A 24828-nucleotide genomic window follows, 5' to 3' on the forward strand; every position below is an offset into this window, starting at 1 on the left:
ATCGGCTTTTTTCCATGCTATACTGAGAAAAAATCAGAGAGGATGAAGCAAAATGTCTGGACCGTCGTTACGTCAACTGCATGCCCATCATGCAATCCATGAAGGTGCTTTATCGGGGGCAATCGCTAAAACAGAAGAAATGGAAGATCTATTGAGAGCAAAAGAATTCGAAGTGGCCCGACAAGCGGCAGATCATTTAGTGGAATACTGGGAAACCCGCATTATCAGCCATGCTGATGCAGAAGAGGAAGGGTTTTACCAAGAGATGCTCGAAAAGGACCCCGGGCTTGAGGAAGTGGTCGAAAAATTAAGCCGTGACCACGATTTGCTGCGCATCATCGCGAAGGATATAAAGGAGATGCTCACAGAGAAAGGCTTAACTTATGAAGTCATGCAACAATTCCATGCGCTTCTGGTAGTAAACGCCATACATAGCCGTGACGAAGAGCGTCTATTGCTCGAGGAACCGAGCCAATGACACAGAGCCCAAGCGAAACAAGGAATATAATCGGCCGAAATGACCCTTGCCCTTGCGAAAGCGGAAAGAAATACAAAAAATGCTGCGGTCAAGATGAGTCCGGAAAATATTTCGTGTTGGAGCAGAATCAAATCCTGCAGTCGATCCTGCGGGAGTTTTTCGAGAACCATCCCCGCCCTTCCCAACAGAAAGGCTTACTGGACTGGAAAAACAAAACCGAAGATCTCCTCGTCCCGCTATACGGGGAAGAGAAGTCGGGAAGCATAATCGGAGATGTATATTTCTTTTCGGAACAGGTCGCGATATGGAATGACTTTATTCAGCAGCATATGAAAAAAGAACAGCGTCCAACCATCCGAAAAGTTCTCGCCGATTGGCTGGATCCTGCTTTTATAGTCGGGGAAGTTCTTTCTATCACAGAGTACCGCGCACAGATGAAAGATGTTTTGACCGGTAGACAATACGAAATAGATGTTAATGAATCCTTTCCGGTTGAATCCGGAAACTTTGCGATCGGCTTCTTTTTGCCAGACAATCGTGTAGCTTCCCATTTTCTGATGGTGCTCAATAGTGTAACGATTTCAGCAGAAGTCAAACCAGAGACTGTTGAAAAATTAAAGCAGATGCAGCGTTCTTCTGAAGCGGAGACAGCAGAGAATTTCTATCGCCAAAATATGATTGCCATTTACCAAATGTTCAGTAGCGGGCTTCTCGCCAATCAGGAATTCGATACTGAAGTCATAGAGACCGTGAAGAAACTAGAGCTATTCCTGATTGAAGAAGATGAAAAAAGCGAAGTGCTGATGGAAACATTCTTCCACTATTTGGCCAAACTCCCTCAAGTGCCTCCCTATGCGCTTGCAGGTGCAGTGCATTTCGGAGTCAAGCAGCAATTGTTGAAACTTTCTTGGCCACTTGAAAAAATAGCGGATTCATTCGATGCAATTCAAGGTGAAATCGATACCTTTGCAGAAGAGTTACAGCTTTTCTATAAAACTGCGGATGGACATGAAGAAAAAGAGGCAGCGTATGCGTTTGAAGTCGGCACCAATCCAAAGGCCACCGAAGCTCAAAACTGGCAAATCTTCATGCATTTGAAAAACGACAGCATTGCTAGCGAAGCTGCATTAAAGCGCAAGATGGAATTCTATCGGACACAAGCTTATGAACCGAAGTCTGCGGCTGAACAAGCGCAACTTCTTGCTTACGAGCTTTATGCAGAAAATAACTTTAAGTTGCCCATCGAAAAAATAAAACAAATCCAACAGCTTGACCCCCGTTTGGCGGATGGTTTGCTGCTTGCAGCAGAAGCACAAAACGATCCTGTGGCGAAAGAGAGATTATTAAAAGAAGCTGTCGAGAATGGGCAATCAGCATACGAACCTGAAATGGAAATCTCATGGTTATACATTCCTAACCGGCCGTTTTTGCGGGCAGTCTTTTCGCGGGGTGTCTATTACTTCGAACAACAGAAGCTGGAAAAGGCCTTTACGGAATTCGAGAAATTACTGCATTTGAATTCAGGGGACCATCAAGGTGCTCGTTATTTGGCTATTGCCTCCTTGATCGGGTTAAACAGGTTTGAACAAGCAGAAAGCTTGATCAAGCATTATGAAAAAGATTACTCCGATAATGCTTTTTATGCTTGGTTCAAGTGGTCCATACAGCGCCGCAAAAATTTGCACGCCCCATCCACGCAAGAGCTGTATATGAAAGCTTTGGACCAAAATCCTTACGTAAAAAAATATATCGACAAACGCCCTGCCGCGGAAGCTTATCCGAAAAAAATGGCCATAACGCCCCGCTCACCCGAAGAAGCGCGCTTGATATGGACATTTTTAGCCCCGACATTGTGAGGGGTTAAAAAGCCCAAATGGAAAGACCCGGATCTCTCGAGAGATCCGGGTCTTTCCATTTGGGACTTAACTATTGATGGAATTGCTTTGCCGATCGTCTTTGGCTGTTTCAAAATTACCTTCCCCGACGCGACGGCGTATCTCTTCTTCCGACAGCTTTTCTCCCACAGCACCTGTTGGAAGATCGTTGGCACCTTCATCCACTTCCACCCGTTCGACCCTGGCAAAACCTGCATTTGTCCGGCGTCCGATTTCTTCGCGTTCACTCCGGCTCGTGTATCTTTCTTCTGGTTTGTTGTCAATTCCCATTTCAAGCCCTCCTACAACTGTTTTATAAAGAATTCCCTTTCCATCGATTTTGAAACTAATCCACCATTCGGTCGCTTCCGAAGAAGTTGCGGAACATCTGGATGGTGGTATCCCGATTCATGGATGAAATTGAGGTCGTCAATGGAATGCCTTTAGGGCAAGATTCCACACAGTTTTGTGCCATGCCGCATTCCTGTATCCCTCCAGGGCCCATCAGCAGGTTCAGTCTTTCATCTCTATTCATGGCCCCAGTCGGATGGGCATTCATTAATCGCACCTGGGAAATCGGGGCTGCCCCGATATAGTCAGTTTTGTCGTTGACGTTCGGGCATACTTCCAAACAAACACCGCAGGTCATGCATTTGGATAATTCGTATGCCCATTGCCGTTTCCTTTCGGGCATGCGGGGCCCTTCCCCTAAATCATGGGTCCCATCGATAGGAATCCAGGCTTTTAGTTTCTTTAAGGTATCGAACATGGAACTGCGGTCGATAACCAGATCCCGGACGACAGGAAAGCTCTTCATCGGCTGTAGGCGAATGGGTTGCTCCAGTTGATCGACCAGGGCTGTGCAAGCTTGACGCGCCTTTCCGTTGATGACCATGGAACAAGCGCCGCATACTTCTTCTAGGCAATTCATATCCCATGAAACCGGGGTGGTTCTTTCTCCATCTATATTGATCGGGTTACGCCGGACTTCCATTAATGCAGAAATTACGTTCATGTTCATGCGGTAAGGTAATTCAAATTTTTCCCAATAAGAATCTTCCTCTGGTCGATCTCGCCGCTCAATTTCAAAAACAACGGTTTTTGCAGGTTCCCCCATTACATCCATCCTTTCTTGACCATTCATGTTTTGACCGAAATTGCGTGTTATAATACTATCATTAATTATCAGAAATTTCAATTTAATTAACTGTTTACTGGTTGTCTACTTTCATATCGCTTTTCCAGGAATTGCCGCTTCCTGCCGCTTTTCCGGCCAATTCACCAGGAAGATGCCTGTAAAGATCAATGCACCGCCAATGATGAGCGATACCCCGACCTGCTCCCCTAAGATCAGCCAGCCCGAGATGACACCGAAAAATGGCGCCAGGAATAAAAACGCGCTCACTTTCCCGGGATTGCCGTTTTGCAGCAGGAAAAACCAAATCGCAAACTGAATGATCGATGCCGGAATCGCCAGCCAGAAAATGATGAACAGCGATTCGGGATTGATGGCCAGCCGCTGGGTTTCCAACAAGCTGCTCGCCATCAGCAAAATCAAGCCGCCAAACAGCATTTGATACGCCGTCAGCACCCACGTATCGAGCCGGATGCCCCAATGCTTGATCAATAAGGTACCAATTGCCCAGGACACGGCGCTGCCGAAGCCGAACAACGTGCCGACTTCCAAGTTCACTTGGCTGCCCATCGTGATGAAGACACCGAAAAACCCGAGCAGCACCCCTCCCCATTGAACGATGCGGTAGCGAATGCCGAGTGCAACTGTGCCGAAAATCACCACCAATAAAGGATTGGTGAACGTCAAAATGGCGGATTCCCCGGCTGTGATCGTCCGAAGGCTCAGGAAAATGCAGCCCATGACGCCAGCGGTCTGGAAAAAGCCGATGATGAGAATATGAAGCCATTCGGAACGCTGCCGTGGGTGCTTGCGCCGGAACAGCTTGACGAATATGGCCATCAAGATGCCCGCAATCGTGAAACGGATCCCGACCAACAGCAGCGGCGAGACGTGTTCGAGGCCGATTTTGCCGACCGCAAATGAAGAACCCATCAAACTGGTGGTGACGATGACGAGAAACGCGAAAAGGAATTTATGGTTCACAGTGCATCAGCTCCTAGCTGCATGAAAGAACTCATCCAAAAATATTCTAAAAGTTTTGTCTATTGTTCTATCGTATCGCAATTCCGCTCCGTTTTCCTTAACTTCTTTGAAATTGGCCACATTTCATGCATTGCTGGAGGTTAATTTCCCTGCAAAAAAACCGGAAGCATCTTTTCGAATGCCGCTCCGGTTTTTTGCATTGCAAATTCTATTAGTCATCGATCACAAGGAAGTTCCAGCGATGCCCGTCCACATCCGAAAACCCTGCTCCGTACATGCCGTTTCGCTCACCCGGTGGCGCAAAGATGGTGCCGCCTGCCTGTTCGATACGGAAAATGAAGTTATCCACTTCTTCAGCGGTTTTTGCCGATAGCGAAAACAATACCTCAGAGCCGATCGATGTATCGGCGATAGCTTGCTGCGTAAAGGCTTTAAAGCTTTCTTCCGGAAACAGCATCACATACAGATGTTGGCCTTCCAAATAAAACGCTGCTTGCTGGCCATTGCTGGAATCCGCTTTTGGCGTCAAAAATCCAGCTTGTTCATAAAAAGCTGTGGCCGCCTGCAAATCCTTCACCGGCAAATTGATCCACATTCTGCTATCCATTAAGCTTCACCTCGTTTCCATCCCTAAGACGAATGCGGAGAGGATTGTTGAAAATCCTATATGGCCTTTTTCCTTCCTGCCCCCCTTCTGATTGCTCAGCTTCCGTGATTGTTATGTTCCTATTCCCGGCGTGCTTGTTTGCAAACTTCTCATACAGGCCGCTAAACACGTGAATATTCCTCTTCCGCAAGCAAGAGCCGCTCCGTTGACTTTCCTTAAATGCTGCTTTAATGTAATATTTTATTCCCTACTATATCACTCAGAAAAGGATGTTTTACATGACGACTAGCACACGGGTCCAACCCGTCAATGAAGTAAACGATCCCGTCTACCGGGACACGATCGCCTTGAACGCACCGCAGAAATCCTTGATTGTCGGTGGCATCTCGGTGGCGGCATTGTTGACCGTCTATCTATTGGCTACGCAGCATATCGCACAAACCGTGCTACTTGGCATCGGGCTGTTACTGGGCTATACCTTATTCCATGCACGGTTCGGCTTTACGTCCGCGTTCCGCCGCTTCATGTCGGTCGGAAACGGACAGGCGATGCGCTCGCATATGCTCATGTTGGCGGTGGCCGTGACCTTGTTCGCGCCGATTCTGGCGTATGGCTATTCGTTCTTTGGCACCGAAGTGTCAGGCTATGTTTCCCCGGTCGGCGTGAGCCTGGTCGTCGGGGCGTTCATCTTCGGCATCGGCATGCAGCTCGGCGGCGGCTGCGCTTCCGGTACGCTGTATGCAATCGGCGGGGGGCGTTCGGTCATGTTCATCACGCTATTGTTCTTCATTATCGGAACGACGATCGGCGCATATCATCTGCCGTTTTGGACAGAAGATTTGCCGGCTTTTGAACCGGTGTCACTGGCAACGTCTACAGGGCTTGGCTACGGCGGCGCATGGCTCGTGTCAATTGCGTTGTTTGGGCTCGTTGCCTGGATTACCTTGATCATCGAGAAAAAGAAACGCGCACCGAAAATGGCGCCGCTTCCGACCACGACGGGATGGCAACGCATTTTCCGCGGGTCATGGCCGTTGTTTGCCGCAGCGATCGCACTTGCTGTGTTGAACGCGTTAACCTTGCTGACACGTGGAACGCCTTGGGGCATCACCTCCGCATTCGCGTTATGGGGCTCGAAAATCGCTGAATTCTTCGGCGTGGACGTCGCGAGCTGGGGCTACTGGGAAGGGGCAAACGCAGCGATGCTCGAATCGTCGATTTTCGCTGATTCCACCACGGTGTTGAACTTCGGGGTCATCCTGGGCGCCTTTCTCGCTTCAGCAGCGGGCGGTTTGTTCAAGTTCACCAAAATCACGATGGGGAATTTCTGGGCATCCATTGTCGGCGGCTTGCTGATGGGCTACGGGGCCCGCCTTGCGTTCGGCTGCAACATCGGGGCCTATTTCGGCGGCATCGCTTCATTTAGCTTGCACGGTTACATCTGGGGCATTCTGGCACTCGCCGGTACGTTCTTCGCTCTGTACTTGCGGCCTTTGTTCGGCCTGTCTGTCCCGAAATCCAACGATTCGGTGTGCTGATCATAATAAACCATGCAAAAGGTGCACCCATTTGGATGCACCTTTTTTGTTTGGCCGCTGACCGGCTAAATTCCGATCGGTACTGCCTGCTTGACGAAGCGGTGGCCCGGATGTGCCGGGTTCAGCCGGTCCCCTTTTTGGAACAAGTTGTCACGCAATGTCGCCCCTTTGTATTCGGCCTGCACAAGCCCCCGCTCCTGCAGAATCGGCACCACCAATTCGATGAAGTCGCGGAAGGTGCCCGGGGTGACGGCATAGGCGATATTGAAGCCATCCACGCCAGCTTCCGATACCCAGCGTTCGAGCTCATCTGCCACTTGTTCAGGGGACCCGACCGTTACCGGTCCAAGGCCACCGACGCCGACAAAATCCCGGATGTCCTGGACGGTCGGCTGTTTGCCGGGAATGATTTTCGTGAAATTCTCTAACGCCGACTGGATGGCGTCATTTTCGATATACTCGAGCTTTTGGTCCGGGGCGTAGCTCGATAAATCGATGCCTGTCCAGCCGCCAAACAAGGCCAGGGCGCCTTCATGGCTGATGTGCTTTTTGTATTCTTCGTATTTCGCCTGGGCTTGTTCCGCCGTGGGCGCGACGATCGGCGTGATCAAGGTCAAAACGAGTACATCCTCGGGCGCCCGGCCTGCATTGATTGCCGAATGGCGGATGTTGTCGACCGAGCGTTTGGCGATTTCAATAGTGGGTGCGCCGATAAAGACGCATTCGGCATGCTTCCCGGCAAAGGCAGCTCCTTTTTTCGAAGCGCCGGCCTGGAACAAGACGGGCGTGCGCTGCGGCGACGGTTCGGATAAATGTGCGCCCGGCACTTGGAAGTATGTCCCCTTGTGCTCGATGTCGTGAACTTTAGCGGGATCTGCGTAAATGCCCGTTTCTTTATCCACGATGACCGCATCGTCTTCCCAACTGCCTTCCCAGAGCTTATAGCACACGTCCGCATATTCATCGGCGATGTCATAGCGTACGTCGTGCTTCACTTGTTCGGCGCCGATATTCTCCGCGGCGCTTTTCAGGTAGGAGGTGACGATGTTCCAGCCGACACGCCCGTCCGTCAAGTGATCGAGCGTCGACATGCGCCGGGCGAACGTGTAAGGATGTTCATGCGTCGTCGAGGCGGTGACCCCGAAGCCGAGATGCTTGGTGACGGCGGACATCAATGGCACGACAAGAGCCGGGTCATTGACGGGGGACTGGGCGCCTTGGCGCACGGCTGCATCCCTCGAGCCCTGGTAGACATCATACGTGCCGAGTACATCGGCGAGAAACAAGGCATCGAATTTGCCTCGTTCCAATAATTGTGCGAGTTCAATCCAGTACCGGCTCCCTTTGTATTCGTGCGAGCGGTCTTCCGGGTGTGTCCAAAGCCCGGGCGACTGGTGCCCTGCGCAGTTCATGTCAAAAGCATTCAAAACGATCCGTTTGTTCGTCATCGTCATTCCTCCTTTTTGTGGGTTACAGCAGGACTTTCCGTGAAGCGATGGCCGCAGTCAGTTCCGACAGCTGCCGATCGAGCCGGGCAGAGAGTTCTTCGTCTGTGATCGGGGCATGGGGCTGTGTTTTATCGATTTTGTCGTCGATGATATAAACGCCTTGCAAGGTTTGCCCTTTCAAGGCCGCGAGCAGCGGCTTGAAGGAATATTCAAGGGCGAGCAAATGATTGGCGCTGCCGCCGGTCATCAGCGGCAGCACCGGCTTGTCACGGAAGGCATCGCTCGGCAGCAAGTCCAGCAAGGCTTTCAACACCCCGCTGTAGGCTGCTTTGTATACCGGCGAAGCGATGATGATGCCATCCGCTTCTTGGATTTGGCGCTGGATGTGCTGGATTTCCGTACTGTTGAAATTGGCACCCGCCAAGTCCGCAGCCGGCACGTCCTGGACGGATACGTAGGCGGTGTCATGGGACAGGCGATTTCCGGCGGCGCGCAAGACGAGGTCTGACCTTGAATGGGCCGAAGGGCTTCCAGATATCAATAGGATGTTGCTCATGTTCATCTCTCCTTATAGAGGCTTGAATGATGGTTCCGGTGAATGGTTCTTTAGTAAATCCATTTTTTTACTTGGGAATGGCCGTAGACAAAGCCGAGTCGCTGGCGTTTATGACGGGTTCTTCATCGGCATTCCATGTTTTCAGCTGGCGCCGCAAAATTTTGCCGCTGATTTTCGTTTTCGGCAACTCGGCAAGCACTTCAATCTCACGGGGGGCTGCATGGGCCGATAGCTGCGAACGGACAAACAGCCGGATCTCTTGAAGCAGCTCAGGGGTATTCTGATATCCGGGCTTTAGCACGATGAACGCCTTGACGATCTCACCGCGCAGCGGATCCGGTTTGCCGACGACACCTGCTTCTGCGACCGCCCCGTGTTCCAATAGTTTGCTTTCCACTTCAAACGGCCCGATGCGTTCGCCGGAGGAATTGATCATGTCGTCGCTGCGCCCCTGGAAAAAGACGTAACCATCGGCGTCCTGATAGGCGAGATCTCCCGACAGATACCAGCCGTCGAACTGGAAATAGGACCGGTATTTCTCTTCGTTTTGCCACACTTCGCGCATCAGTCCTGGCCACGGGGCGCGGATCGCCAAATGGCCGATGTCGCCTGGCGCCTGTTCGATTCCGTCATCATCGAGAATGCGGATGTCGATGCCCGGGAATGGCCGGCCCATCGACCCCGGCTTAATCGGTTCGGACGGCAAATTGACGATGAGCTGTGCGCCTGTTTCCGTCATCCACCACGTGTCGTGGATGCGCAGGCCGAGCTGTTCGACGCCCCAATAGATCACTTCTGGATTCAATGGCTCCCCGACACTGAGCACATGGCGCAGCGTACTGAGGTCGTATCGTCCCACCAGTTCATCCCCTGCCGCTTTTAACATGCGAAATGCGGTCGGGGCGCTGTACCATACCGTGACACCCGCTTTTTCTATCGCTGCATACCAGGAGTCGGCGTCAAAGCGCCCGCCGTTCACGACGATGGTCGCGCGGTTCAGCCATGGCGCGAAAATGGCGTAGACGGTACCCGTCACCCAGCCTGGATGCGCCGTGCACCAATAGATGTCGTCGTCCTTGATGTCCAAGACCCAATGGCCGGTTTGATACTGATGGATCATCGCCCGGTGTGCATGGACGATTCCTTTTGGCTTGCCGGTGGACCCGCTCGTGTAATGGATATTGAGCGGGGCGTCCAAGTCCACCCATTCGGTCGGCGACCCGGAAACGAAGGTATCCGCCAAGATATCGGTCCAGGAAATTTCATTGTCCCGGCATGATTCCGGCCCGGCTGTCACGAATACTTTCTCGAGAGACGGCAAGTCTTTGCGCGGAACACGCGCAGCAAGGTCTGGATCGGTGATGAGAAAGCGTCCCTTGCAATCATCGATACGGTCACGCACCGCTTCTTCCATGAATGCTTCAAAGAGCGGCCCGGCGACAGCCCCGATTTTCACTGTTGCGAGCATCGCAATATAGCAATCGGCGTTTTTCGGCAGGAAGATGAAAACGATATCGCCCCGCTTGACTCCTTCATTGCGGAAGGCGGTTGCCCAGCGATCGGTCTCCTGTTTCAGCTCGGCGAATGTCCACACCCGCTGATGCGCGCCCTCAATGTAATGCAGTGCCGGCTTGTGTCCATAGCCATCCTCTACGTGCCGGTCGATGCATTCATGGGCCATGTTGACGCGCTGGGTCTTGCTCCAGCTGAATTGCCGTTCGGCTTGTTCCCATGAAAACGTGCGGCATGCCTCTTCGTAGTCTGTTAAGTTCGGTGTATTGCCGGCATCCAATGCCGGCGCCAATACAGTTTGTCTCATCAGTGCCCCTCCTTTTATGACCCATACAAAAATCCCCCACTTCCAAGAAGAGGGGGATGTCCTCTTCTCATCTTCCAGCCACTATAGGCTGCAGGAAGTAGCACCTGTGCAAGTAATACTTGCCGGTTGCCGGGTTTCATCGGGCCTGGTCCCTCCACCACTCTTGATAAGAAGTGCTGCTATGTAATTGTTGAGCTTCGCGCGAATCATGCAGTCAATAAAAAAACAGACCTTCCAAGAAGGTCTGTTAGCCCTCTCTTATCTGCCAAACGGAAAATCCGTTTGTTGGAAGTAGCACCTTGGCAAGTTGCCTTGCCGGTTGCCGGGCTTCATCGGGCCAATTCCCTCCGCCTCTCTGGATAAGATATGAACGTGTCGTTGACGAATGTTTCAAATTCGCTATGTCGACCATATTAAATCAAGATTTTCGGTCTGTCAACGCCATTTTTCCAAAAAACTTGAAAAATTCCGATTTTTCTTATAGGGATTAAAAAATGGCCGTCCCCTTACCGCTTATCGCCCTGCCTCCTGCTTCTTCGTTCTTGCGCACCCTTCAGCTTGTTCAAGATATTTCCCCGAAATTATTCCAAACTTTTTCTTCATTATTGCTATAATGGAAAGACATCCTTACAGAAAAGAGTGCTGTTATGCAGGAAGTCACAGTTTGTTCCATCGCATCGGGCGCAGCCGCTCCAGCCGCCCAAGCAATGCATCGCCATTCGCTGGCCACCGAGATCTGGTGGGTGAGCGAAGGCTTATTGGACATCGAAGCGGGAACGCAGCGCATTGCGCTCCAGCCCGGCGAGTTGCTGTTATTGCCTACAGGCGTCTGGCATCGGCTATGTTCCGAGCCTTCTGTCCCGTGCAGCTGGCATCGAGCGGTCGTGGCGGTGCCAGACGTTGGTTGCGGGGAAGTTTTCCGGCTGCAACCGAAAAATCCACGCTATATCAGCTCGCTTTTCATGGAACTGGAGCGGCTGTATCCGGAAGATCCAGGGAAATCCGCTTTGATCGCCTCACTCTTGCTGAAAGAAGCCGATCAAGTGATGAGACATGTACCGGAAGCGCTCTTTATGGCGCCCCTGCAGCATGAGCTTGAAGAAACTTGCCATTTGCCGTTTTCATTGGAAGCTGCCGCTCAGTTCGCGGGCATGAGCAAATACCATTTCAGCCGGAAGTTCAAGGAAGCCTGCGGGCTATCGCCGCTTCAATTCGTTATCCATTGCCGGGTGGCGCGGGCGGAGAAACTGTTGAAAGAAACAAGCCAGCCGCTTTCTTCGATTGCCTCTGCTTGCGGCTACCATAGCGCGACCCAGTTCCACGCAGTGTTTACCCGGATTATCGGTGAAACGCCGATGCGCTACCGCAAGGCCCATCAAGCGCACTTTGGAAACGGAGGGGTTACCATTGAATGACTGGACAACCGCTCTCGAATTCCTCATTTTATTGCTCGTGAATATCGCCATCGGGGCCGTCGGGTTCGTGCCGAGTGTATTCCTCACGCCCGTCAATCTCGACCGCTTCGGTCTGGCGGGGGGAAGCGTCTTGACGTTTTCCGGAGAGATTTTTGGGGCATTGGCCGGATTTTGGCTTTACCGCTTCGGGGCTAATCGGATTCCCCTCAAGTTCCGGGAGCATCGCCTGTTCCGCTATTTTAGCTCCTTGACCAGCCGCAATGTCTTTTGGTCCGTGCTGCTCTGCCGGCTTTTGCCATTCATGCCTTCAGGTCTTATAACAGCCGCGGCAGCCATCACGAAAATTCGGGCGGGTTGGTTCTTTACAGCCAGCACATTCGGGAAATTGCCCGCAGTGGCTATTGAAATTGCTTTGGTCTTCGGCTTGACGCTATGGCTTTCGCGTCCGGCGCTGTACGGCTTATTGCTTGCGACGATTGCCGTATTCGCTATTTCGGCTTATTGGCGGAAACGGCGGCCGTTGGCTTTCCGGAAAACATAAAAAGGGCCTCTCCCGGGAGAGGCCCTTTTCTTCGTTAATTGACTTTTTTGCCACCGCCCCAATACATTTCACGCAATTGGAACTTCTGCAATTTACCGGTCGCCGTCTTCGGCAAGGCTTCCACGAAGTCGACCGATTTCGGTACTTTGAAGCGCGACATGTTCTCACGCGTATAATCAAGGATTTCCTGTTCGGTCACTTCTGCGCCTTTGTGCAAGACGATGATTGCTTTTGGCACTTCGCCCCATTTCTCGTCCGGAACCGCGATGACCGCAACTTCCGCGATCGCCGGGTGTTTATAGAGCACGCCTTCGATCTCGGTCGAGGAAATGTTCTCGCCGCCGGAGATGATCATGTCCTTGATGCGGTCCTGGATTTCGATAAAGCCGTCCGGATGCGTCACCGCAAGGTCGCCTGTATAGAACCAGCCGTCGCGGATCGCTTCTGCGGTTTTTTCCGGGTCTTTGTAATAACCGGCCATGACGACGTTCCCGCGGGTGATAATTTCCCCCAGTTCCTTGCCGTTCCAGGCAACTTCTCTTCCATCGTCCTGGTTGACGACTTTCGTTTCGCCGTTGAAGGCCAGTTCGATGCCTTGGCGTGCCTTGATGCTCGCTTGGGCATCGGAATCAAGATCGTTGAATTCGTTTTTCCATTCGCAGTACAGGATGAACGGAGACGTCTCGGTCAAGCCGTAGACGTGCATCATATTCAAGCCCAAAATTTCCTGGGCTTTGGCGATGAGTGCCGCAGCAGGCGGTGCGCCGGCTGTGCCCATTCGGATTTCCGTTTTCAAGTCGATCTCCTTCGCTTTCGGCTCGTTGACGAGCATATTGACGACCGTCGGCGCGCCGCATAGCGAGGTGATGCCATGGTTTTCGAACAAATCGAGGATGAGCGGCGGATCGACCTTGCGCAAGCACACGTGCGTCGCGCCAGCCGCTGTGATCGCCCACACCCCGCCCCAGCCGTTCGTATGGAACATCGGCAAGGTATGCAAATAGACATCATCGAACTTGATCTCCAAATGATGCAGGAAGTTGGCGCCGTTCAGGTAATTCGTCCGGTGCGTCTGCATGACGCCTTTCGGATTGGAGGTCGTGCCGCTTGTGTAATTAAGCGACAGCATCTGGTTTTCATCCAGTTCGACAGCAGGCAATTGCTCCCCTTCTGAAACACTGCCGATGAATTCCTCGTAATCGACGCCTTTAAGGTTCGTCTCATGGCCTTCTGCCGGCACGATGATGTATTTTTCGATCGGCAAGTCATCTTGGATATCCTCGATGATCTTGGCATACTCTGCATCGACAATCAGCATCTTCGCATCGCTATGTTTGATGATATAACCCAAGTCTTTGGCGGACAGCCGGTAATTGAGCGGTACGATGACCGCGCCGAGCGGCGTGATGCCGTAAAAGGCTTCAAGCATATAATGTGTATTCGGCAGCATCACTGCGACATGGTCTTTTTCGTTGATGCCTGCATTATGTAAGGCGATCCCCAACTGGTCGGAGCGGCGTGCAAACTCCTTGTACGTGAAACGCTTGTCCCCGTCGATGACGGCCACTTTCTCCGGGTAATACTTTACCGCGCGTCGTTTCCAGTCCAGCGGTGTCAATGGTACGATCATTTCAAAAACCCCTCTCGTGTCTCTTGTGTTCAGCTGTTATATATCAAGTATAGAAAGGCGAATACGGGCTGTCAACGGAAGTTTCGGAATTGGCGGAAAAATGAAACAATGGAGTTTTTGTGTTATAGCACAATTCATCCCGGCCAAGCCACGAACTGCTTCTTTTATTTTCGCTAAATGATGCGACTTGGAATGAAGGCATTGAAGTGGCCAATTAGTCCCTGGACACCGCGTATTCGCTTTTTAGAATCGCCAAATAATCGACATCTTCGAAGGCTCCATCCATGAAAAATTCCTGTTTGAAACGGCCTTCGAATACCATGCCCGCCTTCTCCAGCACACGCCGGGATGCGGGGTTGCGTACGAGGCAGCGGCCGAACAACCGATTCAAGCCGTGTTCGGCGAAAGCTATGTCGATCACTTTGCGGCACGCTTCCGTGGCATAGCCCTGTCCCCATTCTCCGGGATCGATGAAATAGCCGATCTCGCCTGAACGGTGGGCCTTTGATAGGCTCACCAATCCGCAATTGCCGATATAGCGAGCAGGCTGTTCCTTCGTGAAGACGGCATATTCGAAAGCATGCCCGACCTCAAAGCTTTTCTGTACATAATCCAGCCAGCCCTCGAGTTGTTTTCTCGGATACGGGTGCGGAATCATTAGCATCGTGTCTGCAATTTCCTGTTTTCGGACCACTTCATAAACCCCGTCTGCCATATTCATTCGGTATGGCTTCAACCATAGCCGTTCAGTTTCCGCTATTGTGGGCATTCATGGGTCACCTCCTGTTTGATGTCAAGAATATCCCGACCAGACACGTAAAAAGATTTGGCTATAGCGCTGGCCGGTTATTCTAAATGGCGTCCGGCCGCCGGAAAGCATGCGATTATTCATTTATTCACCTAACCATTCCACTGAAAAAAATAAATGAATAGGCGTGTTTAGAAAAAAGGCGTCGAATGAATGAATCATTCGACGCCTTTTAAGGTTATTCGGTCGCGGGCATTAGGTAAGCTGCCGTGACGGCGCCGTCTGTCGCTTCGTCCACGATAAACGAACCGTTGGAATAGCGGTCAACCGCTTTCAGGCGGCCTGGCGCAATCGGGATGCGCAGGCCTTTCGCCGTTTCGAGCAGGATCTCCTCTTTGCCGGTCGTGCCGATGACGGCCACGACGCGGTGGGGATTGGATTTCAATTCCCGCAGCATGATGACGCCGCGTTTGGCACGGCTGCCGCTTTCGAATTCCGTCAGTTTCATCTTTTTGGCAGCCCCGCGCTGCGTCGCGAGCACGAGATCTGGCTGCTGGTTCGGGTCGATCATGACCGCAGACACCGCTTCGTCGCCTTCTTTTAAGTTCAAGCCTTTGACGCCCGCAGTGCGAAGCCCTGTCACCGGCACTTCGTCGAGCGGGAAGCGAACGCCATATGCCATTTTCGTGGCCAGGAACAATTCGGTTTCACCCGTCGCGAGCCCCGCGAAGATCATGTTATCGCCTTTTTTCAGGTTCATCGTCTTGATGGCGCGTGAATAGCGCTGCACCTGGTAGTCTTTCAGCGCGGATCGCTTCACTTGGCCGAATTTCGATACAGTGACGATCGACGCTTCTTGTTCGAAATCTTCGAATGGGAACACCGCAAGCACCGATTCGTTGGAATCGAGCGTGACGATGCTCGACAAATGCTGGCCGAGGTCTTTCCATTTGATGTCCGGCAGTTCATTGACGGGCTGGAACACGAAATTCCCGCCGGTCGTGAAGATCAACACGGTATGCTGCGTATTGAGTGTGCCTTCGAACAACAGGTGGTCGCTGTCTTTCATGGCAAAATCCTTGCCGTTCGAAGCCGCATGGGAGCGGGTGCTCGTCCGTTTGACATAGCCTTCTTTGGTGACGGTGACAATCACTTCTTCACTTGGGATCATGATTTCACGCGTAATGGTCAGCTCTTCGATCTTTTCTTCGATTTCAGAACGCCGTGGTTCCGCGAATTTCTTGCGGATCGCCTGCAATTCCTTCTTGATGACGTTTTTCAATTTCGTCGCGCTCGTCAAGATGCCGGTCAGCTCGGCAATTAATTTGCGCAAGCTTTCCTCTTCTTTCTTGAGTTCGGTGATATCGGTATTCGTCAGCCGGTAGAGCTGTAAGGAGACAATCGCTTCTGCCTGCGCTTCCGAAAACTCGAATTTCGCGATCAAATTGTTTTTCGCGTCGCGTTTGTCTTTTGAAGCGCGGATGGTCTTGATCACTTTATCGAGAATTGACAGGGCTTTAATCAAGCCTTCGACGATGTGCATGCGGTCGCTTGCTTTTTGCAAGTCGAATTCCGAGCGTTTCGTCACGACTTCTTTTTGGTGCTCAATATAGGCATCAAGCATCGTCGGCAAGGTCATCATCGTCGGGCGGCGGTGATGGATTGCCACCATATTGAAGTTATAGCTGATTTGCAGGTCGGTATTTTTATACAAATAGTTCAAGATGCCGGCCGCCTGCACTTCTTTTTTCAACTCGATGACAATGCGGAGGCCCGTGCGGTCGGATTCATCGCGCACTTCAGAAATGCCGTCGAGTTTGCGGTCGAAGCGGTGATCATCGATTTTCTTGATGAGGCTCGCTTTGTTCACTTCGAACGGGATTTCCGTAATGACGATCTGTTCCTTGCCGCCTTTTAACGGTTCAATGGCCGCTTTCGAACGGATGACGATTTTACCGCGTCCCGTTTCGTACGCCTTTTTGATGCCTTCGACACCTTGGATGATGCCGCCGGTCGGGAAATCGGGTCCTTTAATGACGGTCATCAATTCATCGATTGTCGCATCTGGCTTGTCGATGCGCATGAGGACCGCATCGAGTGCTTCATGCAGCGCATGCGGCGGGATGTCGGTCGCATACCCAGCGGAAATCCCCGTCGATCCGTTGACGAGCAGGTTCGGGAAACGCGCCGGGAGGACGGTGGGTTCGACGTCTACGTCGTCGAAATTCGGAATGAATTCAACGGTGCGTTTTTCGATGTCTCTTAACAGTTCACCGGAAATCGCGGATAGCCGGGCTTCCGTATAACGCATCGCGGCCGGGGAATCCCCGTCCATCGAGCCGTTATTGCCGTGCATTTCCACGAGCATGTGGCGGATTTTCCAGTCCTGGCTGAGCCGCACCATCGCTTCGTAAACGGAGCTATCGCCGTGCGGGTGATAGTTCCCGATCACGTTCCCGACCGTTTTGGCGGATTTCCGGAACGCTTTGTCGTTAGTATTGCCTTCGTGGTGCATGGCATAAAGAATGCGGCGCTGTACCGGCTTGAGCCCATCGCGGGCATCCGGCAGCGCACGGTCCTGGATGATGTATTTACTGTAGCGGCCAAACCGATCGCCGATGACTTCTTCTAAGGGCAGATCTTGGAAACGTTCGGTTTGTGTCATACGAGTTCCTCCTCAGCGTGAATCAAATCATTTTCTAGAATGTTGCTGTCGTCTTCAAGTCCGAAGTCGACATTGCTTTCGATCCATTTGCGGCGCGGTTCGACTTTGTCGCCCATCAATGTCGTGATGCGGCGTTCGGCGCGCGCCCCGTCTTCGATCGTGACGCGGATCAAGGTGCGCGATTCCGGGTTCATCGTCGTTTCCCACAATTGGTCGGCGTTCATTTCCCCGAGGCCTTTATAGCGCTGGAGCATGTAGCCTTTGCCGATTTTCTTGATCGACTCGTCGAGATCCGCTTCGGTCCAGGCGTAATCGACGACTTCCTTTTTGCCGACGCCTTTGGACACTTTATAGAGCGGAGGCAAGGCGATGAACACTTTGCCCGCTTCGATGAGCGGCTTCATGTAACGGTAGAAGAACGTCAACAGCAGCACTTGGATATGCGCACCGTCAGTATCGGCATCGGTCATGATGATGACTTTGTTGTAGGCGATGTCGTCCACGGAGAAGTCGGAAGATACGCCGCCGCCGATCGCATGGATGATGGTGGCGATTTCTTCATTTTTCATTATTTCTTCCAGTTTCGCTTTTTCGGTATTGACGACTTTCCCGCGCAGCGGCAAGATCGCCTGGAATGTCCGGTCGCGGCCTTGTTTAGCCGAACCGCCGGCCGAGTCGCCCTCGACTAGGTACAATTCGTTCTTTTTGGCGTTGCGCGACTGCGCTGGCGTCAATTTTCCGGACAATAAGGTATCGGATTTCTTGCGTTTCTTGCCATTTCGGGCATCTTCCCGCGCTTTTCGTGCGGCGAGACGCGCCTGAGACGCCCGTATTGCTTTGCGGACGAGTGATGCACTGTGTTCTGCGTTCTCCTCGAGGAAGTACATCAATTGCTGGGAAATGACCGCATCAACGGCACCGCGGGCTTCGCTTGTGCCGAGTTTGCTTTTCGTCTGGCCTTCAAATTGCAGCAAAGCTTCCGGGATGCGTACCGAGACGATGGCCGCCAAGCCTTCGCGGATGTCGGAGCCCTCTAGGTTTTTGTCTTTATCTTTCAATAAATTGATTTTGCGTGCGTAATCGTTGAATACGCGGGTCATGGCCGCTTTCGCGCCGGTTTCGTGCGTCCCGCCGTCGCGTGTGCGGACGTTGTTGACGAACGACAGGATCGTTTCGGAATAGCCGTCGTTGAACTGGAACGCGAATTCGACTTCGAGGCTGTCACTCTGCCCTTCCATATACGCCACTTTGTGGAGCACGTCTTTTTCTTCGTTCAAGTATTCGACGAAGGCTTTGATACCGGTTTCATAAAAGAAGCTCTCACCGGTTTGGCTGCGCTCATCGATCAACTCGATGTTCATGCCTTTCATGAGGAACGCGGATTCACGCAAGCGTTCGCTCAGCGTGTCGTAATTGTATTTGGATACGCTGAAGATGCTTTCATCGGGCAGGAAGTGAATCAAGGTGCCTGATTCTTTCGTTTTGCCGATCTCTTCCAAAGTCGTGACGGGTTTGCCGCCATTTTCAAAACGCTGGCGGTATTTGCGCCCGTCGCGGTGTATCGTCACTTCCAAAAAACTCGACAAGGCATTGACGACAGATGCGCCGACGCCGTGAAGCCCGCCGCTCGTCTTGTAGCCGCCCTGGCCGAATTTCCCGCCGGCGTGGAGCACTGTCAAAATGACTTCCGGTGTCGGTTTGCCGCTTCTGTGCATTCCGGTCGGCATGCCGCGGCCATAATCGCGCACGCTGATGCTGTTGTCTTCGTGAATGGTCACCGTTATGCGGTCGCCATATCCGGCAAGCGCTTCATCGACGGAATTATCGACGATCTCATAGACCAAGTGGTGAAGCCCGCGGGCATCGGTCGAACCGATATACATCCCTGGGCGTTTGCGTACCGCATCCAGCCCTTCTAGAACTTGGATCGCTTCTTCGTTATATGCATTGCTGTTCGTTTTAGCCATCTATTTCCCTCCAACAAACATTTGTTCGTATACTCTCTTCTTTTAATCGTATGCCATTCCGGGCGTTCCTGTCAATGTTCATAGAAAAAGAGCGCTAGGCGCCCTTCGTGAAAGCTGCTATTTCAGGATGGCATGTTCGACTTTGATGCAACGGTCCATGATGACCGTGTACCCGGCGCCGTGGAGGCGGTTAAACACCACTTCATCCACGACGTTTAGCTGCGTCCAGAACACCGGGGCATCGATCTTCAGGAAATCTTCCGCAATGCTCGGTAAAAATTCGCTGCGGCGGAACACATTGACGATGTCGACCGGCTCCGGAATATCCGTGAGCGTCGCGTAGCTTTTCTCCCCCAGCACTTCATCCGCCATCGGATTGACCGGGATGATGCGGTAGCCTGCGTCTTTCATGGCTTTGGATACCATATAGGAAGTTCTCATCGGATTCGGGCTCAGGCCAACTACGGCAATGGTCTTGGCATTGTCGAGCACTTCTTTGATTTCTTTGCGGTCTGGGTTTTTCAACAAAATCACCTGTCCTTTTAGTCTATCATACATGAAACCGGGGTGTTTGTTGAATAATCCGCCATCTATTGTTTCTGTGTCTTCGGTCATGGTAAACTGTAGAAAAGAAAACAGTGTACGTCAAAGGAGTCAATCATGGACATTTTGCTTCCGGTAATTATCGCTTATTTACTCGGATCCATCCCTTCAGCATTATGGATCGGAAAACTTTTCTACAATACCGACATCCGGACTAAGGGCAGCGGCAATTTAGGGGCGACCAACACATTCCGCGTGCTGGGCCCGAAAGCCGGATTTATCGTCACCGTCCTGGATATTCTAAAAGGCACGGCTGCGACACTGCTGCCGCTTGTCATGGCCACCGATGTCCACCCGCTTATCCTGGGTGTTATTGCGGTCATTGGCCATATGTTTCCGGTGTTTGCCCGTTTTAAAGGCGGCAAGGCCGTTGCTACTTCCGGCGGGATCCTGCTTGGCTATCAGTGGCCGTTGTTTTTACTCGCCGTAGCCGTTTTATTGATTGCGTTGAAGATCACGAAAATGGTCTCGTTGTCTTCCATCATTTTAGCGGTCGTGTCGGTCATCTATACGGTCATTTACACCATCAATACCGGCGATTACTTGTTTTTTGCCGTGATCTTAACACTCGCCACGTTCATCATTTACCGGCATCGCGCGAACATTGCGCGCATCCGCGCAGGCACCGAACCGAAGATCAAGTGGTAGAACCTGAAAGGACGTGTTGGCATGGAAATCCATTTGAGCAAAGATGCAAGAGATTGGTTCCATAACGAAATGGAAGTCGAGGCCGGCGAAGCGGTACGGTTTTTCGTCCGCTACGGAGGAGACGGGCTGCAGCCAGGCTTCTCTCTCGGCGTCACGAAAGACAGCCCGTATGAAGCGGTGGTCCGGCTGGAAGAGGATGAAGTGCTGTATTTCATAGAAGAAGCCGATCATTGGTATTTCGATGAACACGACCTGCATGTCACCGTGGATGACACTTTGGGGGAATTGAGTTATTCATATGAATCAAAAGAAGCATGACGCAACTCGGCGTCATGCTTCTTTTTTTATTCATTCGGATTTCCGTTGTTTTTGACTAACCTATTCAATTGATCGAGGCGGCCTTCCGCTTCAAGGATTTCCGCTTGCCTGTTCCCGAATAAATCGAAATGCGGGTAATCATTCCGCAGATCGAGCCACTCGCGCTGCAGGCCGTAGCGGCTCCCCCAGTCGACCAATTTGTCGATATCCGAGCAGCCTACCTTCGTCACCGTCGAACAGCCGGGAAAACGGTGGTCCACCCAGTAATGGGTCAAAAAAGAGATATGGCCGGCTTGTACATCCTGTTTCCAGCGTTCCAATTCAGGTCGTCGGATTCCGAACGCCATGTTCTCCCCCCCTCACCACTTCCTTGTATTTTGCATCCCATTCAGGTGCCACTTTCGCTAGCGGGACCGGACGGAAATTGTCTTTTTTCACCACGACATGCTCAGAGGTCGCTTTCGCGGCCAGCGTCCCGTCCTCGTGTAGCACCTCATAGCCGTATGTGGTCCTCAAGCGGCCGTGTGATTCCACCCAGGTCTTGACGCGCGCTTTTTGCCCGTAGCGCAGCGCCGCTTTGTATTGGATAGAGATATCGGTCACCGGGGACAAGAACCCTTGCGATTCCATCCCCGCGTACGTAAAGCCGAGATCCTCGATCAATTGGGTGCGCCCGAGCTCAAGCCAGACCAAATAATTCGCGTGATAGACGACACCCATCTGGTCCGTTTCCGCGTAGCGGATTTCAATTTCCTTTTCGCTTATGTACATTTCCTTCACCTCTCCTCTAGTATACAGGACATGTCTCGGGATCAAAAAGCACAAGCCTCTGGAATGCCTTGGTTTCAAAAGCTTTTTGTCCGCTTGCTGTTGCAGGTTCACGCACAAGTCTCCTTGTTCACTAGCTGCACTTGCTGGCTTTTCCCGAACGGCTCTCGGCATCATCGATAGCTAAATCTTAAATTTTTTCCTCAAAACAAAAAGGCCGCCCAGAGGCAGCCTTTTTGTTTTTTATGCTTCTAGCAATTTGTTGCGGAGCACCATTTGCAGGATGCCGCCGTGACGGAAGTAGTCGACTTCCACTTCTGAATCGAAGCGTGCGAGGACTTGGAATTCCGTTACTTTGCCATCTTCAGCAGTTGCTGTGACAGTCAGTACGTCGCGCGGTTTCACGTCGTCAGACAAGTTGACGCTGATTGTTTCGTGGCCTGTAAGACCAAGTGATTCAGCGTTTTCGCCGTTAACGAATTGAAGCGGCAAGACGCCCATCATGACAAGGTTTGAACGGTGAATACGCTCATAGCTTTCCGCGATGACTGTTTTGACGCCAAGAAGGAATGTTCCTTTGGCAGCCCAGTCACGGGAAGAGCCCATGCCGTAGTCTTTACCGGCTAGAACCACGAGGCCAGTGCCTTGCTCTTGGTACTTCATGCATGCATCGTAGATTGGCATAACTTCGCCAGTCGGCCAGAATGTCGTGAAGCCGCCAGTTGTGCCTGGTGCGACTTGGTTACGGATACGGATGTTCGCAAACGTACCACGCATCATGACTTCGTGGTTTCCGCGGCGGGAACCGTAGGAGTTGAAGTTGCGCGGCTCAACGCCGTGTTCACGCAAGTACAATCCAGCAGGTGTGTCTTTTCCGATCGCGCCAGCCGGTGAAATGTGGTCAGTCGTGATCGAATCAGCAAATTTCGCCATGACGCGTAGGCCTGAAAGCGGCTGGATCGGTGCCGGTTCTTTTGAAAGGCCAGTGAAGAATGGCGGGTTTTGGATATAAGTCGAAGATTCGTCAAATGCGTACAATGAATCGTCGTTTGTTTCGATTGCGTTCCAAGCATCGTTTTCTGTGAAGACGTGCTCGTATTCTTTACGGAACAATTCAGGCGTTACTGTGTTGTGTACGACATCTTTTACTTCTTCAGTAGAAGGCCAGATATCTTTGAAGAACACATCGTTGCCGTCTTTGTCCTGGCCGATCGGGTCTGTTGCGAAGTCGATATCCACTGTTCCTGCAAGTGCATAAGCTACAACGAGCATCGGGGATGCCAAGTAGTTTGCTTTTACCAATGGGTGGATACGCCCTTCAAAGTTACGGTTACCGGACAATACTGAAGAAACGAGCAAGTCGTTTTCAACGATCGCTTCTTCGATTTCCGGAAGAAGCGGGCCGGAGTTACCGATACATGTTGTACAGCCATAACCGACCAAGTTGAAGCCGATTTGGTTCATGTAGTCAAGAAGGCCGGAATCGTTCAAATAGCCAGTAACGACTTTTGAACCTGGAGCCAATGACGTTTTCACGTATGGCGGAGGCGTCAAGCCTAATTCAACAGCTTTTTTCGCAACTAGGCCAGCCCCGAGCATAACGTACGGGTTTGACGTGTTTGTGCAAGATGTAATGGCAGCAATCGCCAAAGCGCCTGTTTTCATTTCAGCAGTCTTGCCGTCATTGAATTTAACAGTTGCTGTTTTGTTGATTTCATTCTCATCCAACGCGAAACCGTGTGGTCCTTCAGCAGCCGTGATTGCAGTGTTGAACTCTTTCTTCATTTGAGAAAGCGGAATCAAATCCTGCGGGCGTTTAGGGCCGGATAGGTTCGGTTCGATTGTCGACAAGTCGATTTCCACAAGGTCTGTATAGATTGGATCTTCGTTGTCGACAGTGAAGAACATGTCATTCGCTTTCAAGTATTCTTTTGTGATCGCGATTTGCTCTTCAGTACGCGCTGTTAGACGCATGTAAGTAAGTGCTTCTTCGTCTACCGGGAAGAAACCGCAAGTTGCGCCGTATTCAGGTGCCATGTTGGCAATTGTCGCGCGGTCAGCAAGCGGCAATGTTGTAACGCCAGGCCCGAAGAACTCGACGAATTTGCCGACTACGCCTTTTTTACGCAATGTTTCAGTGACTTTAAGCGCCAAATCCGTCGCAGTTGCGCCGTTTGGCAGTTCGCCAGTCATTTTCACGCCGATAACTTCAGGAATCGGGAAGTATGAAGGTTGGCCGAGCATGCCCGCTTCCGCTTCGATACCGCCGACGCCCCAACCAAGAACGCCGATCCCGTTGATCATGGTCGTGTGGGAGTCTGTACCGACGAGCGTATCCGGGAAGGCTTCGAATGTGCCATCTTCGTTTGGTACAGCGTGGACAACATTCGCCAAGTACTCAAGGTTTACTTGGTGGACGATACCAGTAGCTGGTGGAACCGCACGGTAGTTGTCGTAAGCTTTTTGAGCCCAGTTCAAGAACTGGTAACGCTCTGCGTTGCGTTCAAACTCAAGCTCCATGTTCGCGCGCAGTGCATCTTCAGTGCCGTAACGGTCAACTTGCACCGAGTGGTCAATGACCAAGTCAACCGGGATTTCCGGGTTGATCTTGTCCGGGTCGCCGCCCATTTCAGCCATTGCTGAACGAAGTGCTGCCAAGTCAACGACAACCGGTACGCCGGTGAAATCTTGAAGGATGACACGTGAAGGTTTGAATGGAACTTCCGCTTCTTTGTTCGCGTCTTTGCCCCATTTTGCTAGTTCTTCTACATGTTCGTCTTTGATGACATATCCGTCGTGCTGGCGCAATACGGATTCCAATAGTACTTTTACAGAGTACGGAAGGCGAGATACTTTCGCGATCCCCGCTTCTTCGAGTGCTGCGAGACGATAATAGTTATACGTCTTGCCGTTTAGCTCGAACGATGTGCGGCTGTTGTGCAAACTGCTCTTTGCCATAATCGTGTTCCTCCTTTAAATCTTCTGAAAAGGCGTGTTACCGCGTCTTTTCTCCTCTTCCATCATACCGAAACAAAGTGCATAAGTAAATTACATTAAAATTATACTTTGTGATAAGTTTTCCGAAT

At 51.7% G+C, this 24828-nt stretch carries 22 protein-coding genes and 2 riboswitches; of the genes, 7 read left to right on the plus strand and 15 right to left on the minus strand.

Annotation, left to right across the window (positions count from 1 at the left end; all coding sequences use genetic code 11):
* The first annotated feature begins 52 nt into the window (after positions 1–52).
* Together DP119_RS06640 and DP119_RS06645 are read left to right on the plus strand one after the other, a co-directional pair.
* Positions 53–478, plus strand: coding sequence for a hemerythrin domain-containing protein (locus DP119_RS06640; RefSeq protein WP_112232084.1), 426 nt, complete (start codon positions 53–55; stop codon positions 476–478).
* Complete coding sequence (locus tag DP119_RS06645) at positions 475–2334, plus strand: tetratricopeptide repeat protein (protein ID WP_112232086.1); 1860 nt, start codon at positions 475–477, stop codon at positions 2332–2334. Before DP119_RS06640 ends, DP119_RS06645 begins: the two co-directional genes overlap by 4 nt.
* 66 nt (positions 2335–2400) lie before the next feature.
* Here DP119_RS06645 and DP119_RS06650 read toward each other — a convergent pair whose 3' ends face one another.
* The 4 genes from DP119_RS06650 to DP119_RS06665 all read right to left on the minus strand — a co-directional run bounded on the left by DP119_RS06650 (position 2401) and on the right by DP119_RS06665 (position 5078).
* Positions 2401–2643: a hypothetical protein gene (locus tag DP119_RS06650; RefSeq protein ID WP_112232088.1), complete on the minus strand. Its 243-nt coding sequence runs from the start codon at positions 2641–2643 to the stop codon at positions 2401–2403.
* A gap of 55 nt (positions 2644–2698) precedes the next feature.
* Positions 2699–3469, minus strand: a complete 771-nt coding sequence (gene sdhB / locus DP119_RS06655) for a succinate dehydrogenase iron-sulfur subunit (RefSeq protein WP_112232090.1) — start codon at positions 3467–3469, stop codon at positions 2699–2701.
* Positions 3470–3580: 111 nt separating this feature from the next.
* Positions 3581–4471 (minus strand): DMT family transporter, encoded by an 891-nt coding sequence (locus tag DP119_RS06660; RefSeq protein ID WP_112232092.1) that lies wholly within the window; start codon positions 4469–4471, stop codon positions 3581–3583.
* A gap of 211 nt (positions 4472–4682) precedes the next feature.
* Entirely contained in the window at positions 4683–5078 is a 396-nt protein-coding gene (locus DP119_RS06665; protein WP_112232094.1) for a VOC family protein, read from the minus strand.
* Positions 5079–5356: 278 nt separating this feature from the next.
* On the opposite strand from DP119_RS06665, the gene DP119_RS06670 reads away from it, so the two are divergent.
* On the plus strand, positions 5357–6616 hold the full coding sequence (locus DP119_RS06670; RefSeq protein ID WP_112232096.1) for a YeeE/YedE family protein: 1260 nt from the start codon (positions 5357–5359) through the stop codon (positions 6614–6616).
* A gap of 65 nt (positions 6617–6681) precedes the next feature.
* On the opposite strand, the gene DP119_RS06675 is transcribed toward DP119_RS06670, so the two are convergent.
* From DP119_RS06675 to acsA, 3 genes are all read right to left on the minus strand, one after another.
* Positions 6682–8064 carry an LLM class flavin-dependent oxidoreductase gene (locus DP119_RS06675; RefSeq protein WP_112232098.1) on the minus strand — a complete coding sequence of 461 codons (1383 nt, stop codon included), beginning with the start codon at positions 8062–8064 and terminating at the stop codon, positions 6682–6684.
* A gap of 22 nt (positions 8065–8086) precedes the next feature.
* Positions 8087–8620: an NADPH-dependent FMN reductase gene (gene ssuE / locus DP119_RS06680; protein WP_112232100.1), complete on the minus strand. Its 534-nt coding sequence runs from the start codon at positions 8618–8620 to the stop codon at positions 8087–8089.
* A gap of 67 nt (positions 8621–8687) precedes the next feature.
* Entirely contained in the window at positions 8688–10439 is a 1752-nt protein-coding gene (acsA, locus tag DP119_RS06685) for an acetate--CoA ligase (protein WP_112232101.1), read from the minus strand.
* Positions 10440–10503: 64 nt separating this feature from the next.
* Positions 10504–10612, minus strand: a riboswitch (SAM riboswitch).
* Between the two features lie 82 nt (positions 10613–10694).
* Positions 10695–10805: riboswitch (SAM riboswitch) on the minus strand.
* A gap of 281 nt (positions 10806–11086) precedes the next feature.
* Here acsA and DP119_RS06690 point away from each other — a divergent pair.
* Both DP119_RS06690 and DP119_RS06695 read left to right on the plus strand, forming a co-directional pair.
* Complete coding sequence (locus DP119_RS06690; RefSeq protein WP_112232103.1) at positions 11087–11854, plus strand: AraC family transcriptional regulator; 768 nt, start codon at positions 11087–11089, stop codon at positions 11852–11854.
* On the plus strand, positions 11847–12395 hold the full coding sequence (locus DP119_RS06695) for a TVP38/TMEM64 family protein (protein ID WP_167399202.1): 549 nt from the start codon (positions 11847–11849) through the stop codon (positions 12393–12395). The genes DP119_RS06690 and DP119_RS06695 overlap by 8 nt, the downstream gene beginning before the upstream one ends.
* Before the next feature lie 34 nt (positions 12396–12429).
* Here DP119_RS06695 and DP119_RS06700 read toward each other — a convergent pair whose 3' ends face one another.
* The 5 genes from DP119_RS06700 to DP119_RS06720 form a co-directional block, all read right to left on the minus strand.
* Positions 12430–14025, minus strand: a complete 1596-nt coding sequence (locus DP119_RS06700) for a long-chain-fatty-acid--CoA ligase (RefSeq protein WP_112232105.1) — start codon at positions 14023–14025, stop codon at positions 12430–12432.
* Between the two features lie 214 nt (positions 14026–14239).
* Positions 14240–14794 (minus strand): GNAT family N-acetyltransferase, encoded by a 555-nt coding sequence (locus DP119_RS06705; protein WP_112232108.1) that lies wholly within the window; start codon positions 14792–14794, stop codon positions 14240–14242.
* 217 nt (positions 14795–15011) lie between these two features.
* Positions 15012–17438: a DNA topoisomerase IV subunit A gene (gene parC / locus DP119_RS06710; protein ID WP_112232110.1), complete on the minus strand. Its 2427-nt coding sequence runs from the start codon at positions 17436–17438 to the stop codon at positions 15012–15014.
* The gene (parE, locus tag DP119_RS06715; protein WP_112232112.1) at positions 17435–19405 is read right to left on the minus strand and encodes a DNA topoisomerase IV subunit B; all 1971 of its coding nucleotides are present in this window, start codon (positions 19403–19405) and stop codon (positions 17435–17437) included. Before parE ends, parC begins: the two co-directional genes overlap by 4 nt.
* 117 nt (positions 19406–19522) lie before the next feature.
* On the minus strand, positions 19523–19936 hold the full coding sequence (locus tag DP119_RS06720) for a CoA-binding protein (RefSeq protein WP_112232658.1): 414 nt from the start codon (positions 19934–19936) through the stop codon (positions 19523–19525).
* A gap of 129 nt (positions 19937–20065) precedes the next feature.
* Here DP119_RS06720 and plsY point away from each other — a divergent pair, with 129 nt between their 5' ends.
* Positions 20066–20656 carry a glycerol-3-phosphate 1-O-acyltransferase PlsY gene (gene plsY / locus DP119_RS06725; RefSeq protein ID WP_112232114.1) on the plus strand — a complete coding sequence of 197 codons (591 nt, stop codon included), beginning with the start codon at positions 20066–20068 and terminating at the stop codon, positions 20654–20656.
* 21 nt (positions 20657–20677) lie between these two features.
* Positions 20678–20974 carry a HesB/YadR/YfhF family protein gene (locus DP119_RS06730; protein WP_112232116.1) on the plus strand — a complete coding sequence of 99 codons (297 nt, stop codon included), beginning with the start codon at positions 20678–20680 and terminating at the stop codon, positions 20972–20974.
* Positions 20975–21000: 26 nt separating this feature from the next.
* On the opposite strand, the gene DP119_RS06735 is transcribed toward DP119_RS06730, so the two are convergent.
* From DP119_RS06735 to acnA, 3 genes are all read right to left on the minus strand, one after another.
* Positions 21001–21321: a hypothetical protein gene (locus tag DP119_RS06735; RefSeq protein ID WP_112232118.1), complete on the minus strand. Its 321-nt coding sequence runs from the start codon at positions 21319–21321 to the stop codon at positions 21001–21003.
* On the minus strand, positions 21296–21745 hold the full coding sequence (locus DP119_RS06740; RefSeq protein ID WP_112232120.1) for an acyl-CoA thioesterase: 450 nt from the start codon (positions 21743–21745) through the stop codon (positions 21296–21298). The genes DP119_RS06735 and DP119_RS06740 overlap by 26 nt, the downstream gene beginning before the upstream one ends.
* Before the next feature lie 240 nt (positions 21746–21985).
* The gene (gene acnA / locus DP119_RS06745) at positions 21986–24700 is read right to left on the minus strand and encodes an aconitate hydratase AcnA (protein ID WP_112232122.1); all 2715 of its coding nucleotides are present in this window, start codon (positions 24698–24700) and stop codon (positions 21986–21988) included.
* Between the last annotated feature and the right edge of the window lie 128 nt (positions 24701–24828).

Origin of the sequence: Planococcus maitriensis (genome assembly GCF_003289925.1) — a bacterium.
Taxonomy (GTDB): Bacteria; Bacillota; Bacilli; order Bacillales_A; family Planococcaceae; genus Planococcus; species Planococcus maitriensis.